15 protein-coding genes and 1 pseudogene are annotated in these 19,903 nt (G+C 41.6%); 7 read left to right on the top strand and 9 right to left on the bottom strand.

Annotated elements, in window-relative coordinates; all coding sequences use genetic code 11:
- The 5 genes from BSG1_RS11035 to BSG1_RS11055 all read right to left on the bottom strand — a co-directional run bounded on the left by BSG1_RS11035 (position 1) and on the right by BSG1_RS11055 (position 6,779).
- On the bottom strand, positions 1 to 1,539 hold the full coding sequence (locus tag BSG1_RS11035) for a SpoIID/LytB domain-containing protein (RefSeq protein WP_006837103.1): 1,539 nt from the start codon (positions 1,537 to 1,539) through the stop codon (positions 1 to 3).
- A gap of 1 nt (position 1,540) precedes the next feature.
- Positions 1,541 to 2,230, bottom strand: a complete 690-nt coding sequence (locus tag BSG1_RS11040; RefSeq protein ID WP_006837104.1) for an SH3 domain-containing protein — start codon at positions 2,228 to 2,230, stop codon at positions 1,541 to 1,543.
- Between the two features lie 52 nt (positions 2,231 to 2,282).
- The gene (locus BSG1_RS11045) at positions 2,283 to 4,919 is read right to left on the bottom strand and encodes an SH3 domain-containing protein (RefSeq protein WP_052302386.1); all 2,637 of its coding nucleotides are present in this window, start codon (positions 4,917 to 4,919) and stop codon (positions 2,283 to 2,285) included.
- Positions 4,920 to 5,063: 144 nt separating this feature from the next.
- Entirely contained in the window at positions 5,064 to 6,029 is a 966-nt protein-coding gene (locus BSG1_RS11050) for an LCP family protein (protein WP_156791468.1), read from the bottom strand.
- A 108-nt stretch (positions 6,030 to 6,137) separates the two neighbouring features.
- Positions 6,138 to 6,779: a YigZ family protein gene (locus tag BSG1_RS11055; protein ID WP_006837107.1), complete on the bottom strand. Its 642-nt coding sequence runs from the start codon at positions 6,777 to 6,779 to the stop codon at positions 6,138 to 6,140.
- A gap of 526 nt (positions 6,780 to 7,305) precedes the next feature.
- Between BSG1_RS11055 and BSG1_RS11060 the strand changes: the two genes are divergently transcribed.
- The 4 genes and pseudogenes from BSG1_RS11060 to BSG1_RS21765 all read left to right on the top strand — a co-directional run bounded on the left by BSG1_RS11060 (position 7,306) and on the right by BSG1_RS21765 (position 10,557).
- Complete coding sequence (locus BSG1_RS11060; RefSeq protein ID WP_006837108.1) at positions 7,306 to 8,421, top strand: sensor histidine kinase; 1,116 nt, start codon at positions 7,306 to 7,308, stop codon at positions 8,419 to 8,421.
- Positions 8,422 to 8,449: 28 nt separating this feature from the next.
- Positions 8,450 to 9,130, top strand: coding sequence for a response regulator (locus tag BSG1_RS11065; protein ID WP_198008228.1), 681 nt, complete (start codon positions 8,450 to 8,452; stop codon positions 9,128 to 9,130).
- Positions 9,131 to 9,291: 161 nt separating this feature from the next.
- Positions 9,292 to 9,615: pseudogene (locus tag BSG1_RS21760) on the top strand (HAMP domain-containing protein); the annotation flags it as partial.
- A gap of 123 nt (positions 9,616 to 9,738) precedes the next feature.
- Positions 9,739 to 10,557, top strand: coding sequence for a methyl-accepting chemotaxis protein (locus BSG1_RS21765; RefSeq protein ID WP_442852157.1), 819 nt, complete (start codon positions 9,739 to 9,741; stop codon positions 10,555 to 10,557).
- A 48-nt stretch (positions 10,558 to 10,605) separates the two neighbouring features.
- Here BSG1_RS21765 and treR read toward each other — a convergent pair whose 3' ends face one another.
- Complete coding sequence (gene treR / locus BSG1_RS11075) at positions 10,606 to 11,325, bottom strand: trehalose operon repressor (protein WP_006837111.1); 720 nt, start codon at positions 11,323 to 11,325, stop codon at positions 10,606 to 10,608.
- Positions 11,326 to 11,438: 113 nt separating this feature from the next.
- On the opposite strand from treR, the gene BSG1_RS11080 reads away from it, so the two are divergent.
- The gene (locus BSG1_RS11080) at positions 11,439 to 12,032 is read left to right on the top strand and encodes a hypothetical protein (protein WP_052302387.1); all 594 of its coding nucleotides are present in this window, start codon (positions 11,439 to 11,441) and stop codon (positions 12,030 to 12,032) included.
- A 341-nt stretch (positions 12,033 to 12,373) separates the two neighbouring features.
- Here BSG1_RS11080 and treC read toward each other — a convergent pair whose 3' ends face one another.
- The 3 genes from treC to BSG1_RS11095 all read right to left on the bottom strand — a co-directional run bounded on the left by treC (position 12,374) and on the right by BSG1_RS11095 (position 17,098).
- Complete coding sequence (treC, locus tag BSG1_RS11085) at positions 12,374 to 14,068, bottom strand: alpha,alpha-phosphotrehalase (protein ID WP_006837113.1); 1,695 nt, start codon at positions 14,066 to 14,068, stop codon at positions 12,374 to 12,376.
- A 265-nt stretch (positions 14,069 to 14,333) separates the two neighbouring features.
- The gene (gene treP / locus BSG1_RS11090) at positions 14,334 to 15,749 is read right to left on the bottom strand and encodes a PTS system trehalose-specific EIIBC component (RefSeq protein ID WP_006837114.1); all 1,416 of its coding nucleotides are present in this window, start codon (positions 15,747 to 15,749) and stop codon (positions 14,334 to 14,336) included.
- A 494-nt stretch (positions 15,750 to 16,243) separates the two neighbouring features.
- Positions 16,244 to 17,098, bottom strand: coding sequence for a MurR/RpiR family transcriptional regulator (locus tag BSG1_RS11095; RefSeq protein WP_006837115.1), 855 nt, complete (start codon positions 17,096 to 17,098; stop codon positions 16,244 to 16,246).
- A gap of 146 nt (positions 17,099 to 17,244) precedes the next feature.
- Between BSG1_RS11095 and gnd the strand changes: the two genes are divergently transcribed.
- Positions 17,245 to 18,147 carry a phosphogluconate dehydrogenase (NAD(+)-dependent, decarboxylating) gene (gnd, locus tag BSG1_RS11100; RefSeq protein ID WP_006837116.1) on the top strand — a complete coding sequence of 301 codons (903 nt, stop codon included), beginning with the start codon at positions 17,245 to 17,247 and terminating at the stop codon, positions 18,145 to 18,147.
- A 194-nt stretch (positions 18,148 to 18,341) separates the two neighbouring features.
- The gene (gene gntK / locus BSG1_RS11105) at positions 18,342 to 19,877 is read left to right on the top strand and encodes a gluconokinase (protein WP_044022762.1); all 1,536 of its coding nucleotides are present in this window, start codon (positions 18,342 to 18,344) and stop codon (positions 19,875 to 19,877) included.
- The last annotated feature ends 26 nt before the right edge of the window (positions 19,878 to 19,903 follow it).

A 19,903-nucleotide genomic window follows, 5' to 3' on the forward strand; every position in this document is an offset into this window, starting at 1 on the left:
CTATTTAGATACGGTTGTACCTTGGAAGTAGTGAGTAATGATTTGTTCAGCAGTCCAGCCTTGTTCAGCATAACCTTTTGCTCCATATTGGCTCATACCGATCCGATGCCCCCAACCTTTACCGTTAAGGGTGATGTTCGTTATACCATTGATGGTAGGATAAGCCTGTATTCCAGTAGGAGTTTGAACATTGACTTCATCTGCAGAGATTGCAGTAATACCTGAAGAGGTCTGAACCGATTGCCCATCCATTCCCTCAAGCGTAACAATACCGCTCGTTGTCTGTACACTAAAAGTATTTACTTGCTTTGTTAATTTCATATCAAACCAGTTAGAATAGAGCATATTGTAAACACTGGAACTAGGTAAAGGGAAAAGCTTTCTTATTACAGATTCATTCCCATTGATGGTTTTGGAACCATCTGTCGTTTGTACTGTTACCCCTCTTACTTCACCATTTTGTCCTGGCTTGGAAAGTGACATATCCAACAGGGAAGTGGTAGAAGGGTTAAACCCAAACTGAGTCAATACCTGTTCTGGCGAAAAGTCTACCGTCCAATTACTGTATACAGATTTTTCATATGGATCATCTACTGATGATAGGTATGGATATGACGATTGATTTGAGTTCCAAACATCTCCAACATTAGCAGTCCGGCCGCCGCTGGTGGAAAAGAAAAATGTTTGAATAACCTTACCATTATATCGTACGACTAGACCATTTGTTTCCTGGATAGCAGCATTCGTCCGGGAATCTTCGCTTGAGTATCCTCTGTAGACTTGACTGGATGCTGTATCTGAAAGTGTCATGGAGTTTGCAGCATAACTTCTTGCAGCAATCGCCTGTGCTTTCAATGCCTCTTTTGGCCAAGAGGCAGGCATTTCATTAGGAACTACACCTTTTAAATAGTTTTCTAAATCCAGGTAGTTAACAATCTGCAAATTACCCCCATTTGAGGTTACTTTATAGCTCCCTCTGTAGGATCTGCCATTATTTACTTTTCCTAAATTGAGTGTGTTATTTATTGCCTCTTGGAATGTTACATTGTTGCCCGGGACCCAGCCATTTCCATTAGTTGAAGAGACATTATACCAAACTTCACCTGAAGAATTAGTGAAAATACCGATGTATGGGGCTGCTTCACCTGCGTTAAACTGTTTGATGACTTCATACGAAGAAGTAGCACCCTTCCTTAAGGCAGTTTGCTGACCGAAAACTACCATTTTAGGTAATGAATCTAATTCTTCAAGTTTAAACCCTTTGGTAGAGTTAATAGTGCTGCTTGAAAATTGAGCAGAAATTCCACTGGTTAGTTTTTTGAAATTAATAGTCGTTTTTGTAGGAAGATAGCTTACTGCATTGGTATCAAGGTTAACAAGCTGAAAGGTCCCTTCGGTAATAATGCTTCCGGAAGTAGAGTTAACAATTGATACATTTGTTTGTTTATTGTATTGGACTGGTTGCATTGCTTTAAATGTCTGAGGATTTAACAACGAGATCAAGAAAAATCCTATTATAATAATAGTAAATTTCTTCATTTTATCTCACCTCAGCCAAGCTGCTGATTATCCACCCGCGGTCTCCGTTCGACATTTCTACATTGTACCAGGTTTCACCTAGGGTATTTTTGAAAGATTGAATATACTTTAAAGTGGTTCCCCCTGGAATAGTAGTCTTGATAGTATAGTTCGTGGTGGCTCCAGCTCTCAGGTGAACATCACTTTTTGTTACAACTTGAGTTGGCGCAGGATTACTTTGCTTAGTTGTAGAAACATCACCGGAATAAATCCAACCTTTTACTGTACTGGATAATTCCACTCTATACCATAGCCCCATACTGGTAGTATATTTATCTATTACTTTTAAAGAAGAACCATGGGATTTAGTTGCAACAACTTTATACTGGCGAGTTGCCCCTGAATGAATGGTAACATTGTCATTGATAGTGTACACAGTAGATGGCAATGCAGGAGTTACATCACCTGACCCAACATCTCCATTATCGATCTTTTCTTTTAATGCATTGATTTGTGTTTGTTGTGACTGGACGGTTTGTTCTAATTGACTGATCCTGCTATTAACCGGAGATAGTTGGGATTTCACCCAATCTACACTTGCTAATAGAACATTTGAATTAGCAGATGTGTTTGCAGGTGTTGACATTCCAATCCCAGTTGCTAGACCTACTGTCACTGCTAAAGCAGCTACTATTTTCTTCGATTTGAACATTTTTTACACTCCTTTTAATTTAAAAGGGTGATAGATTATCACCCTTAATTTTTTAATAGTTAAAGTACTCTTCTAGACCTTTTCTAATTCCTAAGGCTGCTTGTCTTCTAAAACTCTCTGTTTTCAACTTAGCTTCTTCTGTTGGATTTGAGAGGAATGCCAACTCAACAAGGACACTTGGAAGTTCATTTTCTCTGTTAACATGGAATAGTTGCTCTTTAACACCTCGGTTGGCTGTGCCTATTTGAGAGACCATATGACTTTGGACGGCTTTTCCTAGTAAGTAGCTTTTGGGGCCATTAAAATTAACCGATTTATTATAAAAAGTGGTGGAACCGGCCGCTTCTCTAGTGAAAGAATCAGCATGTATGCTTATAAATGCGTCATAGTCCGATTTATTGGAAATATCCGTTCTTTCATAGAGTTCTAAGAAAGTATCATTGCTTCTTGTAAGTTTTACAACCGCACCTGCTCTTTCTAGTTCTTCTTTCAGATAGAGGGCAGTATATAAATTTACTTCTTTTTCCAACAGCCCCGTTATACCTGTTGCACCACTATCATGTCCACCGTGGCCTGCATCAATGATAATTTTTTTACCAGATAAGCCTTTAGGTAAGACTTTAATTGAAAGACTATCATCATGATCTCTTAATGTATAAGTGTAGCCAGGAGAAAATGTTATGATCATTGCTTTCTCACCGTTTGAGAGTGTTTGAGATTCTATTGATGAGATGCCTTTCGGATTACTTGATGGGATAACAAGATCAGTTAATCCTCCAAATATTTTAATTTTGTTTTTTGACAACGAAGAATAAGATAAGTCAAACTCTGATGGTTTTTTCCAAGTTACATAGAGATCTTTCCCAACTGAAGAGGTAGCTGGCTGGATTAAACTTTGTTTAGAGATATTAGAAACCTGAGACTTATTGACCCAGCCTCTTTCACCATCTGCTGTCTCTACGTTTATCCAATCGTTTAACTCTCGCAAAACCAGTAAGGTTTCATTCAGCTCAAGATTTTCTGATATTGCATAATGTGAGCTCGCACCTTTTCTTAGAACAGCTTTTTGAAGTGCATAAATTCTAACGTAGTCAGTTTTAACTTCATAATCAGGCACCCAGCCTTTGGTGCCGTCTTGTAATTGAACATTTATCCATTTTTCATTAGAAGAGTTTATAAACTCTGAAAGCAGGGTAACTCTATCACTATAGGATATTGTGCGTTTTACAGGATACTGATAGGTGGCACCTGAGCGCATGATACCACGCTGTGTTCTTATATTAATGGTTGTATTTAATTTGATGGTTGAGTCAGTAACAACTGATTCATGTGCCCATATGAACTGTCCATTATATAATGCGTTATACCAAGTGTTGCCGTTACTGTCTTTTTCTTCTCTAACAGCAGTAATATGTGTCCCTTTAGATGTTTGATCTACTACCAGACTGTCTAAGGATGGAGCACTTCTTAAATTGGCTACATCTACACTTATATAAAGAGATTTATTTATACTTGAACTTTCAGTTAATGAATCAATGATCACCCAACCGCTCAGTTGATCGCTGACTTGTACTCGAACCCATGTTTCATTAAAACCATTTTCAAAGGTGCTTATAACTTTCACCTTTTGATTAGCACGGAGCTTTTCTACAATTTTATAGCTGGTAGTTGCCCCGCTATGAACATTTACTCCATTAACTTTTGCATACATATTATCAGGTAAAACTATCTCTGTTTCAGGTTCTGTATCTTGAGAAGGTGGAGCCTGTTCTCTAAAGGCAGTATTATGAATCCAACCTTTAGTTGTTCCTAAGTCAACCCTGTGCCACGCTTCCCCTTTAGAATTGGTAAAGGAGTCTATTACAGTTAATTCATCTGATTTCCTGACAGTGTGCACTACGTCATAATCACTTGTAGCACCTTTATGTACAAAGGCGGAATCTACTGTCACTCTCATTAATTTAATTTCGGGGGGGAGGGGAGTTTCAGCCTCTTTAAATGCTTTTGAGTTTACCCAGCCTTTAACAGTGCCTAAGTCGACTCTATACCATAATTCCTTTTGACTATTAGTAAAGGAGTCTAAAATAATAACAGTATCTCCAGCTTGGACCCTGGCCACTTCGTCATATGCTTCTGTTGCGCCTTTTTTTACGACAGAAGATAGAATAACAACTTTTTGTTTAGTTTCAGCAGAAGGTCCAGGTGCAGATATCAGAGGCGTCTCTGACAATAGCCTGTGAAAAACCCAGCCTCTTTTACCGTCAAATTCAATTCGGTACCATAATTCATTAAGACTGTTTTCAAACGTATCTATTACTTTTACAACTTTACCAGTATTTAGTTTATCAATGACAGAATATGAGGTGCTGGCACCTTTGCGAATATTAACAGTGTCAGCATTAATAGTTGTCTCTTTACCTATTAAACTACTTTCCGCTGTACTGGCACTGGGAACCCATCCTTTTACCTTACCTAAATCTATTCTATACCATTTTTCACCTTGGGCATTTGTAAATTCATCAATTACATTAATTTCTGTTCCTTTTTCTAAGTGCATTACAACTGGATACTGAGGAGTAGCGCCTTTTCTGACCTCAACATTATCTTTTAGTGAGAGTTCGTCGGCATTGACTACCCAAGGAAACAAAAATGCTGTTGAAAGCACTGAGGAAGCTATTATTCTTTTCACTTTTTACCTCCAAATGGTTATTGGTTCATTCCTATTACATTTTATCGAAATATGTCAATTATTACAATCCGTTATGAATAGTATTATGGTTTGAAAATTATTCCAATTTTAATATAAAAAAAGAAAAGGCTGCCCTCTTCTTTTTTATAGTAATGTTTCATTCAGTTGTGCGGATATTTCTTTTATAGAGTTCATGTCTGGAACGTAATAGTAAACTCCATCAATATAATCATCATATCCTTCTAATTTAAGTAGGTTAAATTCCTCGTCTTTTATCTTAGAATACAGTTTAACAAGGCTTATGAACTTAGAGGGAGGGATATTCGTTTTGACGTTGTTACCCAAGTCTTCTAAAATATCATCAGCTTTAGTAATAGTAGAGAAGGAAGTTCCTTTATCAACGATGGCTTTCATTACTTGTTGTTGTCTCTCATTCCTCCCCAGATCTCCTTTTGGATCTTGTTTCCTCATTCTTACATAGGCAAGTGCTTCATTGCCGTTAAGCTTTTCAGAGCCTTCATAAAAGGTTTTCCAATTTAAACTCCCAGTCAATTGTGCTGTAAAGGTAAATGGTATATCAACAGTGATACCGCCTAAAGAATCTACAATGTCTTCAAACCCTTGGAAGTTCGTTGTTATATAATAGTCAATAGGAACATCAATAAATTTATTAATAGCTTCTATTGTAGGCTCTATTCCTCCATAACCATAAGAATGGGCTATTTTTGTATCAATTCCAGCAGCTGGAATGTATGTTAATGTATCCCTTGGTATACTAACCATTTTAATATCGTGGGTACCGGGGTTTACTGTTAAAAGAAGAAGAACATCAGACCGACCTAATCCACCTTTTTGGTTCTCGATCCCAACTAATAATATTGAAAAAGGTTGTTTGGTAATTTCAATTTCCGAACTGTTATTAGGAAGGTTTGAAGAGTCTAATTCTTGATAAATTTTATTAGTAGTATTTTTGGTATCCTTATAAAGTTTAAATCCGAAAACGGTTAAGCCGGCAGTTCCTGTTAAAATAATTAATAATAAAATACTGCCAATTATTCGTCTTCTTCGTTTGCGCCTAATGCTCTTTTTTGTAATACGAGAATCGTGCAATATTATCCCCACTTCAACATAATTTCTTTCACCGGTTCATTCTATAATAATTCAATAGTTTCGTAAACCTCAAGTGAAATTGAAACTATTAAGTGTTTTGGTATATAGTTATTTTTTCTTTTCAGCTTCCTCCAAGTATTCTAGTTTTCCCTCTTTAATTTCTCCCTGCCCATTCGTCAGTTCCGTCATCCACTCGACAAATTCCTCTTTTTTATCCTCTTCGACATATGTTTCCACTTCGACATAATCTAAATAATAGATTTCCTTTAATGGATACTTCGAAGACCGCACTTCATTCTCCACTTTCCCCAACCATGTATAGTCGATTTTTGTCTTCATGACCCGCATGAGCGTTCTTTCGACAATACCCACGGCGTTGAGGCCCTCAGAGACGGATTTTCCGTATGCTCTGATTAACCCGCCGGCCCCAAGCTTAATACCGCCGAAATAGCGTGTCACGACGACGACAGTGTCCTTCAGGTCTCTCTTCTTAAGTACTTCGAGCATAGGGACACCTGCTGTTCCGCTCGGCTCACCGTCGTCATTGGCTTTCTGGATGAGGTTTTGTTCACCGATCATATATGCGGAGCAGTTATGGTTGGCACTCCAGTGTTCTTTTTTGATTTGGTTAATGAATTCTTGCGCTTCTTCTTCCGTTTCGACACGTTTTATGTGGGCAATAAATCTTGAACGTTCAATAGTAATTTCATGTTCACCGGCTTCTTTTACCGTTAAATACTTTTGCAGCAAAATAAAACTCCTCTCAGAAAGGTTTATCTCTCATTTATATGGGTATTAAATCATGTTTCGACAAAAATAAAGCTTCCTCCTCATTTTACTATACATAAACCGACAAATCATTATTGAGTGTTTGCTTTAGCGCTTTAAACCACTAAGAGGGACAGTCCCTCTTAGTGGTTTAAAGCGCTAAAGGTTTATGGGACGGGTAATAATATGTAATGAAATCTTAATATCCGACAAAATGTGACATGGTATAATAGACGTGGATTTGGTGATATGACTTCTATTTTAAAATATGCCTAGATGAATAAAGGAATTTGAAAAGCAATAGGGAATTTTTAAATTAACATTATATTGATTGAGCATTATATAGGAATAAAGGTGCGCAGGTTACATAACAGCTGTGGCTTTATAACTATTTTAGCTGAAAAGCTAATTTTTAATTATCCTGAAATAGTAATGCAATAAATTCCATGTACAATGAACTTGTTACTAGGAGGAGGGTCCCGTGTCCATTAAAAAGGTGAACACCAAGATGTTGGATAACATTTTAGAGCAGATGATCGACACGGTCGGCCGCAGTAAAAATGATGTTTTTGAAATCGGCGAACAGTGTCGACAGGATTATGAATCCATTACTAATGAATTAAAAGTCATAAAAGAATCTGTCTACAAGGTCATTCAAGAAGGTGATGAGCTGGAGCGGAAGTCCAGGTTTGCGAGGAAGAGGCTCTCGGAAGTCAGCCAGCACTTTCAAAAGTTTTCCGAGGGGCAGGTAAGAGAAGCTTATGAGCAAGCCCATGATTTGCAAATGAAGCTTTCTTTAAACAGACAGACGGAAGCCAGGCTGCGGGAAAGGCGGAATGACCTTGAGAGGCGAATCAGGAATCTTGAGGATACCATCGACCGGGCAGATCAGTTGAACTCCCAAATTACCGTTGTGATGAATTACCTGAGCAGTGACTTGAAGCAGATGGGCGCTGCCCTTGAAGACGCTAAGGAAAGGCATGACTTTGGTCTTCAGATTATTGAAGCCCAAGAGGATGAACGCAAGAAGCTATCAAGGGAGATTCACGATGGACCTGCCCAAATGCTGGCTAACGTCCTTCTGAGATCGGATCTGATTGACAGGGTTTACCGGGAGAATGGGCCGATGGCTGCCTTGGGGGAAATCAAGGATCTGAAAAAAATGGTCCGTTCCGCCTTATATGAAGTCCGGCGGATCATCTATGACTTAAGGCCAATGGCATTGGATGATTTAGGATTGGTTCCGACCCTCACAAAATACTTAAGTACCATCGAAGAGTATCATAACAGTACAACTATAAGATTCTTGAACTTGGGGCAGGAAAAAAGGCTGCCATCCAAATATGAAGTCGCCTTATTCAGATTGATACAGGAATCCGTTCAAAATGCCCTAAAGCACTCTGGAGCTTCTGAAATTCAAGTGAAATTGGAAATCACCAAAGATAAAGTGACCGTTATCATTAAAGATAATGGGAAGGGATTCGACACAACACAAAAGAAAAGCGGATCTTTTGGAATCATGGGCATGAAGGAACGGGTAGATATCCTTGACGGGGAAATGAGTATTGACTCAAAAACCGGCTCAGGCACCGTCATCCTTGTCCAGGTGCCATTAACAGAATAAATTTTTCTCGTACACATAGGGAGGCGAAATTATGACAACAAATATTGTCATTATAGACGATCATCAGTTATTTCGTGAAGGGGTAAAACGCATCTTAGAATTCGAGCCAACTTTTAATGTATTAGCAGAGGGAGATGACGGTTCAGAGGCAATGAGGCTCGTAGAACAACACAATCCTGATGTTGTATTGATGGATATCAATATGCCTGAAAAAAATGGTGTTGAGGCTACTCAAGAGCTTGTAAATAAGTATCCTGATACAAAGGTCATCATCCTGTCCATCCATGACGATGAAAACTATGTGAGCCACGCATTAAAAACAGGGGCTTTAGGATATCTTTTGAAGGAAATGGACTCCGAAGCACTGATTGAGGCGGTTAAGGTGGTAGCTGCTGGTGGATCATATATCCATCCTAAGGTTACCCACAACCTAATCAGTGATTACCGCCGTTTGGCAAATACTCAGGAAACAGGCGGATTCAAGCAGACGGAAGTAAGACGCCCGCTGCACCTATTGACCCGCCGTGAGTGTGAAGTCCTGCAGATGCTAGCTGATGGAAAAAGCAACCGTGGTATTGGTGAAGCTTTGTATATCAGTGAGAAAACTGTTAAGAACCATGTAAGTAACATCTTGCAAAAAATGAACGTAAACGACCGTACACAAGCCGTTGTGACTGGAATTAAAAATGGCTGGGTGGAAGTTCGATAAAAAATATGAGACAAGCTCTTGGTTAAAGGGAGCTTGTCTTTTTTTGTAAATCATTCCAATTACATTAAGTCTATTCAGTTTTTCCAAAGCCCGACGATAATAACAATAGATGAAATGCTGGAAATTTCAAATCGAGGCATTCAATTTTATGGAGGTAATTTATGAAACTTAGAAGCTTGCAATTTAAACTGACCCTAAGCCTATCGATTCTATTATTTTTTCTGATTTCCATTAGAACTACAATTGTCGGGATATCCAATAAGGTTTTTGAAGACACTCTGTTGATTAATATAAGCTCAGCGGCAGTTACTATTTTGGCAGGAGCTGCAATCATTTACTTTTTAATTAAGTATTTTGTGGAAAAGCCCTTGGCAAAGTTAACGGGCATCGCAGCCCTCTTTAAAGAAAATGACTTTACACAGCGGGTCAATCTAAAGACAAGGGATCAGTTTGAAGATATAGGAGAGGTTTTTAACCAACTGGCTGACAATATACAGACATTGATTCAGGAGATTCAGAATAGTGGTCACCAGGTTGCGTCTTCTTCACAAGAATTATCTGCTACCTCTGAAGAAACATCAACGGCCAGCAAACAAATTTCAGCTACAATGAATCAGCAGCTGACTGTAGCTGAAAACCAAGTAGCAAGGGTGGAAGAAAGCAAAAAGGTTATTGATGAATTAGTGGAAGATATTAGAATCATCTCTCAAAGCACTACGAGTGTGGAACAATTAACAAGCTCCGCTTCTGAAAAAACAAGTATCGGGAGTGAGGAAATTAAACTGGCGTTGGGTCAGCTTAATCTTATAAGCGACTCGGTCAAGCAACTGTCTTCAACCATGCTTAAACTTGGTGATCACTCCAAACAAATTGGCAATATCATTGGTGTTATAAGAGGTATTTCAGAACAAACCAATTTACTTGCCTTAAATGCCGCTATTGAAGCAGCCAGAGCAGGTGAACACGGGAAAGGTTTCTCTGTAGTCGCAAGTGAGGTTCGAAAACTTGCAGAAGAATCATCGGATTCCTCCCAGAAAATCACTGAATTAATACAAGCAATGCAGGCAGAGACGACACAAGTGCTGAAAACAATGGATACCTCAACGAATGATGTTACGTCCGGTATCCAAAAAGTATCAACCTTGAATAAAACATTTTCAGATATCCGAGAAGCGATTGAGAAACTGCGACATGAAATAGGTACGGTTTCTGCAAAGACCTATGAGATTGAAAACAATACGGGAAAAGTGACAGAATCGGTAGATGCTGTAAGAAGCGTTATGTTGAGCTCCCTTCATAGTATGGAGACCGTGACGTCTGCTACTGATGAACAGTTGGCTTCTACTGAGGAAGTTTCTACATCAGCGGTATCATTATCCTACTTGGCGGATGATTTGAATAAGTTAATCCAAAGATTTAAGGTTTAACTCTTAAGAAAGATAAAAAAACAGGTTGTTCCAATTGGAACAACCTGTTTAGTGCTTCCTCCGCGCAAAATCAACAAACCGGAACTTATCCAGCCGGTGTCGTGATTCTGTATATTGGAAGAGTGTGGTGTCTTCTAAATGCACGTAGTTTTTCACGACGACTACATGGTCAAAGCCGTCCAGATCAAGGTATGAGCGGTCTTCCTCTGTACATTCTTCCACGACAATTTCTTTTTTAGCATAGGAAATCGGAAGCTTCAGTTCATTTTCAAGGTATTCATAGATGGATTTCTCGCATATTTCTTTGGTCAAAAGAGGAACGCTCTTTTTCAAAAAGTAGTCTTTATCAAGGATGATGCGTTCTCCTTTGATATTGCGGGCCCGGACAACTTTCCATACCTCTTCCTCCTGTTGGCAGCCGAGTTGTTTGGCGAGCCTTTTATCAGGCGTGATGAGGCCGAAATCATAGACGATTGTTTGAGATTCGCCTCCAAGGGAACCTTGAAGTTCCTTGAAACTGACGAGTCCGGAAATTGGAAAGCTCAGCTTGGACATATCCAGTACCAATGACCCTTTGCCGCGTATCTTTTGAATGAATCCACGCTGTGAAAGAAGGGTCAGCGCCTTGCGAATGGTTTCCCGCGAAGTCTCATAGAGTTCTGAGAGTTCATTTTCCGAGGGGAGTGTTTCGTTCGCAGGATAGGTACCGTCCTTGATTTTATCAGCGAGCTCTTGATATATCTGCATATATTTGTTCTTTTTTGTCATAATATCACCATATTTATTCTACCATACTTAGGTATTTTGAATAAGAGCTTGAGAGTTTTAGGATTTTTCAGGTAAAATGGAGTTATCGCATATTTTAGAAAAGGGTGAAGGATTTGACTACACAGCTTTGGAAGAAAATCATGATAGGTCTTGGAGTAAGCAGCCTTTTGTTGGCAGGCTGTAACAATAATGAACAGGGTGCTGAAAATACGGACAAGCCCGAAGAAACGCAGGAAGAAGCAACGAATCCTCTTGAAGAGCAAACGGCTCAAATCCTGGAGGATGCTGAGAATCTGGAGGAAGCGAAAGATGTTCCCCAAGAAGAAAAGCAGGCAATCCTGGATGCGTTTAATGAATATATCGAATCATTCAACGATGAAGATGTAGACAGATACTTGGCGACTCTTTCCGATACACCGATCAACTTTACACTGGAAGAAGAAGAAGCTGCTGTTAACAATGTCTTCAGCAAACTGGATGTTAGACGTGAAGCTTCCAATGTGAAAATTATCAATTACCAAGGGAAGAAAGCGGATGTTTATGCTGACTTGGAAGTCGTGACAAAAGATCCTGACAGTGATAAACAGGCAACAACAAGTGGAAAACAATTGACAATCTTCCAGAAGACAGATGAAGGCTGGAAAGTATCGATGATTAAAGTGATGAAAAATAAGGATGAATCAGAATCTGCTTCTGATTCTGAATAAGTTTGAGGAGTACCGGCCCTGTGCTGGTGCTTTTTTTGATGAATTCTTTTTCTAAGTATTGTTGTCATATAAAAACCAACATGATTGAAAAGTCCCTAGTGTCGGATTTTTTCCCTGCCTACAAGGTTTTTTCTCTCGGAATAGGGAGAGTAGCTCGATATTTCGTGTGAGAGATGTCTATATTTTTCGAAATTCATTTTAATTAGCAACAAAGTTTAAAAAAAGAGCCTTGAGAAAGCAGCCTTTTGAAAAAAGTGTGACTGCATACCTATTCGGTGTCTTGTGCCAGGACTTAGCCATAAAAAAAGATACCCGCTTGTGTGTCAGCGGGTATCAAAAAGTTATTTTGTTAAACGGTATACGATTGACTCATAAGGTCTGAGTTTGATCAGTTCTAAGTCGGTCTGGCTGTCTTCGTAGTTGGAAATGAGGATTTCACTGTTCCAGCCATCGATGTCCAGTTCGTCGTTAGGCAGATCAAAGACCGTTTTATTTCCGTAGAAATTGTTCACGACAAGCAGCTTTTCGTTCTCGCCATTACGTGCATAAGCAAAGACATCTGCGTGTTCCGGTGTCAGCAGCTGATAGTCGCCGTCCGTGATGATGTCGTATTCTTTGCGCAGGGAAATCAGCTTTTGATAGTGATAGAAGACAGAGTCCTTATCCTGCAATGCTTTTGCTGCGTTGATTTCCGGATAATTTTTTGCCACCGGAATCCAAGGAGTGCTGTTTGTGAAACCTGCGTTCTCGCTGTTATCCCATTGAACCGGTGTACGGGAATTGTCACGGGATTTATGGCGAAGGATTTCCAGGATTTCTTCTTCGGATTTACCTTCTTCTTTTAAAATATTGAAGATGTTGATCGACTCAACATCACGATACTCGTCGATGCTCGTGAATTTAGGATTGGTCATCCCGAATTCTTCCCCTTGATAAATGTAAGGAGTTCCTTGCATCATATGAATCGTTGTTGCGAGCATCTTGGCCGACAGGTTACGGTATTCGCCATCATTTCCGTAACGGGAAACGATGCGAGGCTGGTCATGGTTGCACCAGAACAGGGCATTCCAGCCGCCGCCTGCGTGCATTTCGCGCTGCCAGGTCGACAGTATGTCTTTTAACTGCAAGAAGTCAAAGTCCGCAACTGTCCATTTTTCACCATTCGGATAATCGACTTTTAAATGATGGAAGTTGAACGTCATGCTCAGTTCGTTTCGTTCAGGATTCGAATACTTGATACAGTGATCGATGGTCGTTGAACTCATTTCACCTACGGTAATGATGTCGTATTTTGAGAAAACCTCATTGTTCATTTCGTTCATGAATTCGTGGACGCGAGGTCCGTCTGTATAGAACTTACGGCCGTCGCCAGGTGCTGTCGAACCGTCATCGTCAGGGAAGTCCTGGTTTTTGGAAATCAGGTTGATGACATCGAGACGGAAGCCGTCGACGCCTTTGTCCAGCCAGAATTTCATCATGTCGTACACTTTCGTACGAAGCTCTTCATTTTCCCAGTTGAGGTCCGCCTGAGTCACATCGAACAGGTGAAGGTAGTATTGACCGGTCTCCTCGTCATATTGCCATGCGTTGCCGCCGAATTTGGACTGCCAGTTGGTTGGTTCGGAACCGTCTTCTTTGCCGTCACGCCAGATATAGTAGTCGCGGTAAGGGTTGTCTTTGGACTTTCGTGATTCGATGAACCATTCATGTTCTGTGGACGTGTGGTTCACGACGATATCCATGATGATCTTGATGCCTCTGTCATGTGCCTCCGATAACAATTCGTCGAAGTCTTCCATCGTGCCATACTCTTCGTGAATATTGAAGTAGTCGGCGATGTCGTAGCCGTTGTCACGCTGAGGTGATTTATAGATCGGTGTCAGCCAGACGACATCGATGCCTAATTCCTTCAAATAGTCTAATTTTTCAGTGATTCCCTTGATATCCCCAACGCCATTGCCTGACGTATCATTAAAACTCTTCGGATAAATTTGATAAACAACCGACTTCTTCCACCAAGGTTGCTGCTTCTTCATTTATAGGACACCTGCCTGCTAAGTATTTTTATTGTTGTGCTTTAATCCTTCACCGCACTGTAGGGGACAGTCCCCCTTAATGCTTTAACGCGTCACCGCGCGAAGAGGGACTGTCCCTCTTAGTGCTTTAGTGTGTGAAAGTGCATAAGTATTCTCCTCATAGTATGAGTTGTTTTGCACCTTTTCAATATCTCTTTAAAAACAAAAGAGAAGAGCCGGCGCCCAATGTAGAAATGGCGCCGGTTCTTCCAATTATGATAATGCCTTACTTCTTTTTGTTGAACTTGGATAGTACCAGTGTCAGCACGAATGGTACCACCATTGCTACCAGCATACCGATAGCGAAGATTCCCCATTGTTGAGACGGGATGGAGAAGAACGCTGGGACACCGCCGACACCGATAGAAGGAGCAAGTACTGATCCGACTGTGATGATGAGACCGGCAATGGCTGAACCGGTGATTGCTGCGATGAATGGGTATTTGTAACGAAGGTTTACCCCGAACATCGCCGGCTCTGTAATCCCAAGCCATGCAGACACACCAGATGAAACGGCAAGACCTTTAACTTTTTCATTATGTTTTTCAACAACTAGCATTGCAAATGCTGCCGCACCTTGAGCAACGTTGGAAAGGGCAAGCATTGGCCATAGGAATGTTCCGCCGATTGTTCCAATCAACTGAAGGTCAACCGCAAGGAAAGTATGGTGCATTCCAGTGATGACGAGCGGTGCGTATAGAGCACCATAAACCAATCCGCCAATCGCCGGCGCTGCATCAAAGATAGCTGTAACGCCGTCCACTAACCATCCACCTAGAGTGAAAGTGATAGGACCGATAATCGTAAATGCCAAGAAACCTGTAACTAACAATGAAATTGGAGCAACGGTAAGCAATTGGAACGCATCCGCAATCCGTTTACGAAGCCAAACTTCAATTTTAGCGAGCACCCATGAAGCAACAAGGATAGGAAGGACCTGACCTTGATAACCTACCTTTTCAACGTTCAATCCAAACAAGTTCCAGGTCGGAATTTCACCTTCCTGCTGTGCTGCTCCGTACCCCCATGCATTAAGCAAGTCTGGGTGTACAAGCATTAAACCAAGGACCATACCGAACAGCGGACTTCCGCCGAAACGGTTCACTGCACTCCAACCAATCAAACCAGGAAGGAATACGAATGCCGTGTTGGCAATCAAGTTGATGATGGAAGCAATATCAGCCCACTGCGGGAATGCTTCAACAACACTTGCATCATCCATGAAAATTCCCGGCTGTGTCAGGATATTGTTAATACCCATCAATAAACCGGCAGTAACGATTGCAGGCAGGATCGGAATAAAAATGTCTGCCAGTGTTTTAACCGCGCGTTGAAGCGGATTCATTTTTTCGGCAGCTGCATTCTTTACATCTTCTTTTGAAGCTGTTTCGACTCCTGTTTCTTCTGCCAGGATCTTATAAGCTTTATCGACAAGTCCCTGACCGATGACGATCTGGAATTGTCCATTTGTGGAGAAGGAACCTTTCACAAGGTCGATATCCTCCAGGCGTTCTTTGTCTACCAGCCCCTCATCATTTAATACCAGACGAAGACGGGTCACACAGTGCGTCGCAGTATTGATGTTCTCTTTACCGCCGATCGCTTCAATGATTTCGAGCACAGACTCTCTATTTACGCTCATGGTTTTCCCTCCTGTGCGGGGTGTTGTTTCCCCTTTTTAAGTTGCTATTTTCGAAAACGTTTCTATAGCGAATGGGCTGCCAATAAAGCAGTTTCCATTTAAAGAAGTGTTAAGAAAATAGATAAGATTGTTGATATCTGCTGTCTGTTAAAAAAGATAATTTCCATTACTAGTGTGTGAAAAACGAACCAATCTATCCATTCTTCAAAATTCCCCAGTGACGGCAGATTAAACAATCATATAGAAATAACGCTTACAAAAACCGCTTACATTTTGCAGCGACTGTTGTATATACAAGTTATGAGATTATTGTAATCATGTATATACAAGTTGTCAACACTCTTTTGCCAAGGGCGACCCGATTTTTGTCGAACGACTTCCCCGAAAAATAAAAAGAACCCATGAAAACCCTTTAATTAAAGGGTTTTCATGGGTGTTTAATTATAAAATATTACCAGTATTTATCGACAAATTTCGAGGTTTGCCTGTACACACTAAAGCCTCTTCACCGAAATTGCATTCCGCATTTTCTTCAGCGCATCCTGCCCGTCTTGATCCCGTTTCAGCATGATGCTGACGTAGAGAGCATCGAATATGGAGAGCTGGGCGATCCTTGAAGAGAGGGCTTCAGAGCGATAGTCAGTTTCTTCAGAAACCGTATATAAGGAAATGTCGGCTTTTTCACTCAGCGGCGATTTTGCGAAATTGGTGATGGCGATGGTCTTTGCGCCGGATTCTTTCAATACCTTCATAACTTGAAGGATATCTTTTGTCGACCCTGAGTGGGAGATAAGGACAGCGCAGTCTTTCTTGGTCATCTGCGAGGCTGTCATCAATTGAATGTGACTATCCGTTGAAGCATGGACCCTTAAACCCGTCCGGATGAATTTATGGTAGGCATCCATGGCAACAATACCCGAGCCGCCGCTGCCGAAAAATTCGATGTTATCGGCAGTCAGCATCGCATCAGCCGTTTCTTGAAACTGTTTTTCTTTTAAAACCATCAACGTATCTTCAATGGTCTTCATATTAGAACGGAAAACTTTCGAAGCGATGGTCTGCGGTGTATCGTTCTCGTCGACATTTTCATGAATGTCTCTCATGGGAGTGACAATTTCGGCCGCGAGCGCAATCTTCATGGACTGGTATCCTTTGAAACCGATCCTTTTACAAAAACGGAAAACAGTCGAATCGGCAACTCCGAGTTCATCGGCAAGTCCATTTATCGTTGAATGAATAATATCTGTTGGATTGTTCAAGATATAATTGGCAATTTTTTTCTCTGTATCACTGAATTGGGAATAATGTGATCGGATGCTCGCCAAGCAGTGCTGGTGATTTTTCTCCATAGAATCACTCTCCTGGAAGGGTTTTCATGATTATATTATACTAGAAATCAGAGAAAGGGAAAATATTTTCTGAAATCGATTGCAAACATGAAAATATTTTCTATAATGAAGGTAACACATAAATAAACAAAATTGAGGTGTTCCAAATGCAAATCGGTATGATTGGTTTAGGAAAGATGGGTTATCAGTTATCGCTGAACCTTACAGATCATAAACATCAAGTCGTCGCTTTTGACTTAAATAAAGATGCGATGAAGAAAATTTCCGCAGAAGGAGTTGGGACAGCTGCTTCGATTGAAGAATTGGTTTCTAAGTTGGAAAAACCAAGAACAGTCTGGATGATGGTCCCTGCGGGTGATGCAACAGAATCGGTGTTCCAACAAGTTCTTCCCCACCTTGAAGAAGGAGACCGCATCATCGACGGCGGGAATGCTCACTATAAGGATTCCTTAAGAAGAGATGAGCAGGCTGCTGAAAAGGGTGTATACCTGTTTGATTGCGGAACTAGCGGCGGAGTAGATGGTGCCCGTCACGGTGCCTGCACAATGATCGGCGGAAACGCGGAAGTATTTAAAGAGATCGAGCAAATCTTCTCTGACATCTCTGTTGAAAACGGGTACCTATATACAGGGAAAGCCGGCAGCGGACACTTTTTGAAAATGGTACATAACGGCGTGGAATATGGAATGATGCAGGCGATCGCTGAAGGCTTCGATATTTTAGAAAAAAGTCCATTCGATTACGAATACGAAAAAGTGGCACGCGTTTGGAACAATGGCTCCGTTATCCGTTCATGGTTAATGGAACTGACAGAAAACGCATTCTCTAAAGATGAGAAGCTTGAAGGCATCAAAGGCGTTATGCATTCTTCTGGAGAAGGGAAATGGACGGTTGAAACGGCCCTTGACCTGCAGACGGCTGCACCGGTAATCGCGCTGTCGCTGATGATGCGCTACCGTTCTTTGGAAGATGATACTTTCACTGGCAAGGTTGTTGCTGCATTAAGAAATGAATTCGGCGGCCATGCTGTTGAGAAAAGTGATAAATAAGTAAACTATGGTGCCTGATACAAATCGAGCAGTTTGTAACAGGCACATCAGGTTTTATTGGTTTTTGCGAACGAAAAAGAAAGGCTGGCAGCGGGATGTCAGCCTTTTCTTTGTATTACATGGATTTATCTTCTGGTCTTTATAGTAAACTGGATATACAGAAAGGGCGTTCAACCGCCGGGAGGGTTTTCAAGATGGCAAACTATTATATTGGTGTTGATATTGGAACAACAAGTACAAAAGCAGTCGTTTTTGATAAAAAGGGACAGGCGGTCAGCCGCTTCGGAGTTGAATACCCGCTGTATACCCCGGTTCCTGGTACGGCTGAACAAAACCCGGAAGAGATTTTTCAGGCCGTACTGACGGTGATAAAAGGAAGCATGAGTACCGGCGGAGTCAGCGGTGCAGATATCCGCTTCGTTTCCTTCAGTTCAGCGATGCACAGCCTGATTGTGGTGGATAGTGAAGGGCAGCCGCTGACGAATTCGATTACTTGGGCAGATAACCGCAGTGCTGCCTGGGCGGATAAGATCAAAAATGAAAACAACGGACATGAGATTTACTTGCGTACGGGTACCCCGATCCATCCCATGTCTCCTCTAGTGAAATTGGCTTGGTTAAAAGAAGAGCAGCCGGAGCTGTTGGCAAAAGGGAATAAGATTATTGGGATTAAAGAGTTTGTTTTTAATCGTTTGTTTGGCGTGTATGTGGTAGATTACTCGATCGCTTCTGCCATGGGGATGTTCCACTTGGAAAACCTTGATTGGGATGAGGAGGCACTTGAAGTGGCAGGTGTGACGGCAGATCAGCTTTCCCGTCCGGTTTCTACTACAGAATCATTGATGGGCTTGAAGGCTGAGTCTGCGAAGATGATGGGGCTTCCTGAAGATGTTCCGTTTATCGTAGGGGCGAGTGATGGTGTTCTGTCCAATTTAGGTGTGAACGCGATAGAGACTGGCGTCGTTGCCGTGACAATTGGAACAAGCGGGGCGATTCGTGCCGTTACAGACCGACCGGTTACCGATCCGAAAGGAAGGATCTTCTGCTACGCACTGACGGAAAATCATTGGGTGATCGGCGGACCGGTCAATAACGGAGGCATGATCTTCCGCTGGGTCCGCGATGAACTTGCTTGGGCAGAGGTCGAAGTAGCCAAACGCCTTGGAAAGGACCCGTATGAAGTACTGACAGAGATCGCCGAAAAAATCCCTGCCGGTTCGAATGGCTTGCTGTTCCATCCATATATGGCGGGAGAGAGGGCTCCGCTTTGGAATGCGAATGCCCGCGGCTCGTTCTTCGGACTGGGAATGCACCACAAGAAGGAGCATATGGTCAGGGCCGTGCTTGAAGGAATTGTCATGAATCTTTACAGTGTACTGCTTGCGCTGGAAGAGTTGATCGGGACGCCGACAAAAATCCAGGCGACTGGCGGGTTTGCCCGTTCGACGCTGTGGAGACAGATGCTGGCGGATATCTTCGACGGAGAAGTAAGTGTGCCGGAAAGCTTTGAAAGCTCCTGCCTGGGGGCAGTCGTGCTTGGAATGTATGGCCTGGGCGAAATCGATTCATTTGACGTAGTCGGAGAGATGGTCGGATCTGTGCACTCGCACCAGCCGAACCGTGAGAATTCCGAAATCTACCGTGAACTGATGCCAATCTTCATCCGCATCCCGCGCCTGCTTGAAAGCGAGTACGAGGCCATCAGTGAATTTCAACGAAAATATTCATAGATAATAGTGAGAGGGACAGACCTTTT

It is taken from the genome of Bacillus sp. SG-1 (genome assembly GCF_000181495.1).
Classification (GTDB): Bacteria; Bacillota; Bacilli; order Bacillales; family Bacillaceae_B; genus Rossellomorea.

Bases quoted from the DNA above. Each gene is read 5' to 3' on its own strand.
- treR (WP_006837111.1), bottom strand. From the start codon at position 11,325: ATGACAAAAAAGAACAAATATATGCAGATATATCAAGAGCTCGCTGAT.
- gntK (WP_044022762.1), top strand. From the start codon at position 18,342: ATGGCAAACTATTATATTGGTGTTGATATTGGAACAACAAGTACAAAA.
- BSG1_RS21765 (WP_442852157.1), top strand. From the start codon at position 9,739: ATGAATCAGCAGCTGACTGTAGCTGAAAACCAAGTAGCAAGGGTGGAA.
- treC (WP_006837113.1), bottom strand. From the start codon at position 14,068: ATGAAGAAGCAGCAACCTTGGTGGAAGAAGTCGGTTGTTTATCAAATT.
- BSG1_RS11040 (WP_006837104.1), bottom strand. From the start codon at position 2,230: ATGTTCAAATCGAAGAAAATAGTAGCTGCTTTAGCAGTGACAGTAGGT.
- treP (WP_006837114.1), bottom strand. From the start codon at position 15,749: ATGAGCGTAAATAGAGAGTCTGTGCTCGAAATCATTGAAGCGATCGGC.
- BSG1_RS11060 (WP_006837108.1), top strand. From the start codon at position 7,306: ATGTTGGATAACATTTTAGAGCAGATGATCGACACGGTCGGCCGCAGT.
- gnd (WP_006837116.1), top strand. From the start codon at position 17,245: ATGCAAATCGGTATGATTGGTTTAGGAAAGATGGGTTATCAGTTATCG.
- BSG1_RS11095 (WP_006837115.1), bottom strand. From the start codon at position 17,098: ATGGAGAAAAATCACCAGCACTGCTTGGCGAGCATCCGATCACATTAT.
- BSG1_RS11035 (WP_006837103.1), bottom strand. From the start codon at position 1,539: ATGAAGAAATTTACTATTATTATAATAGGATTTTTCTTGATCTCGTTG.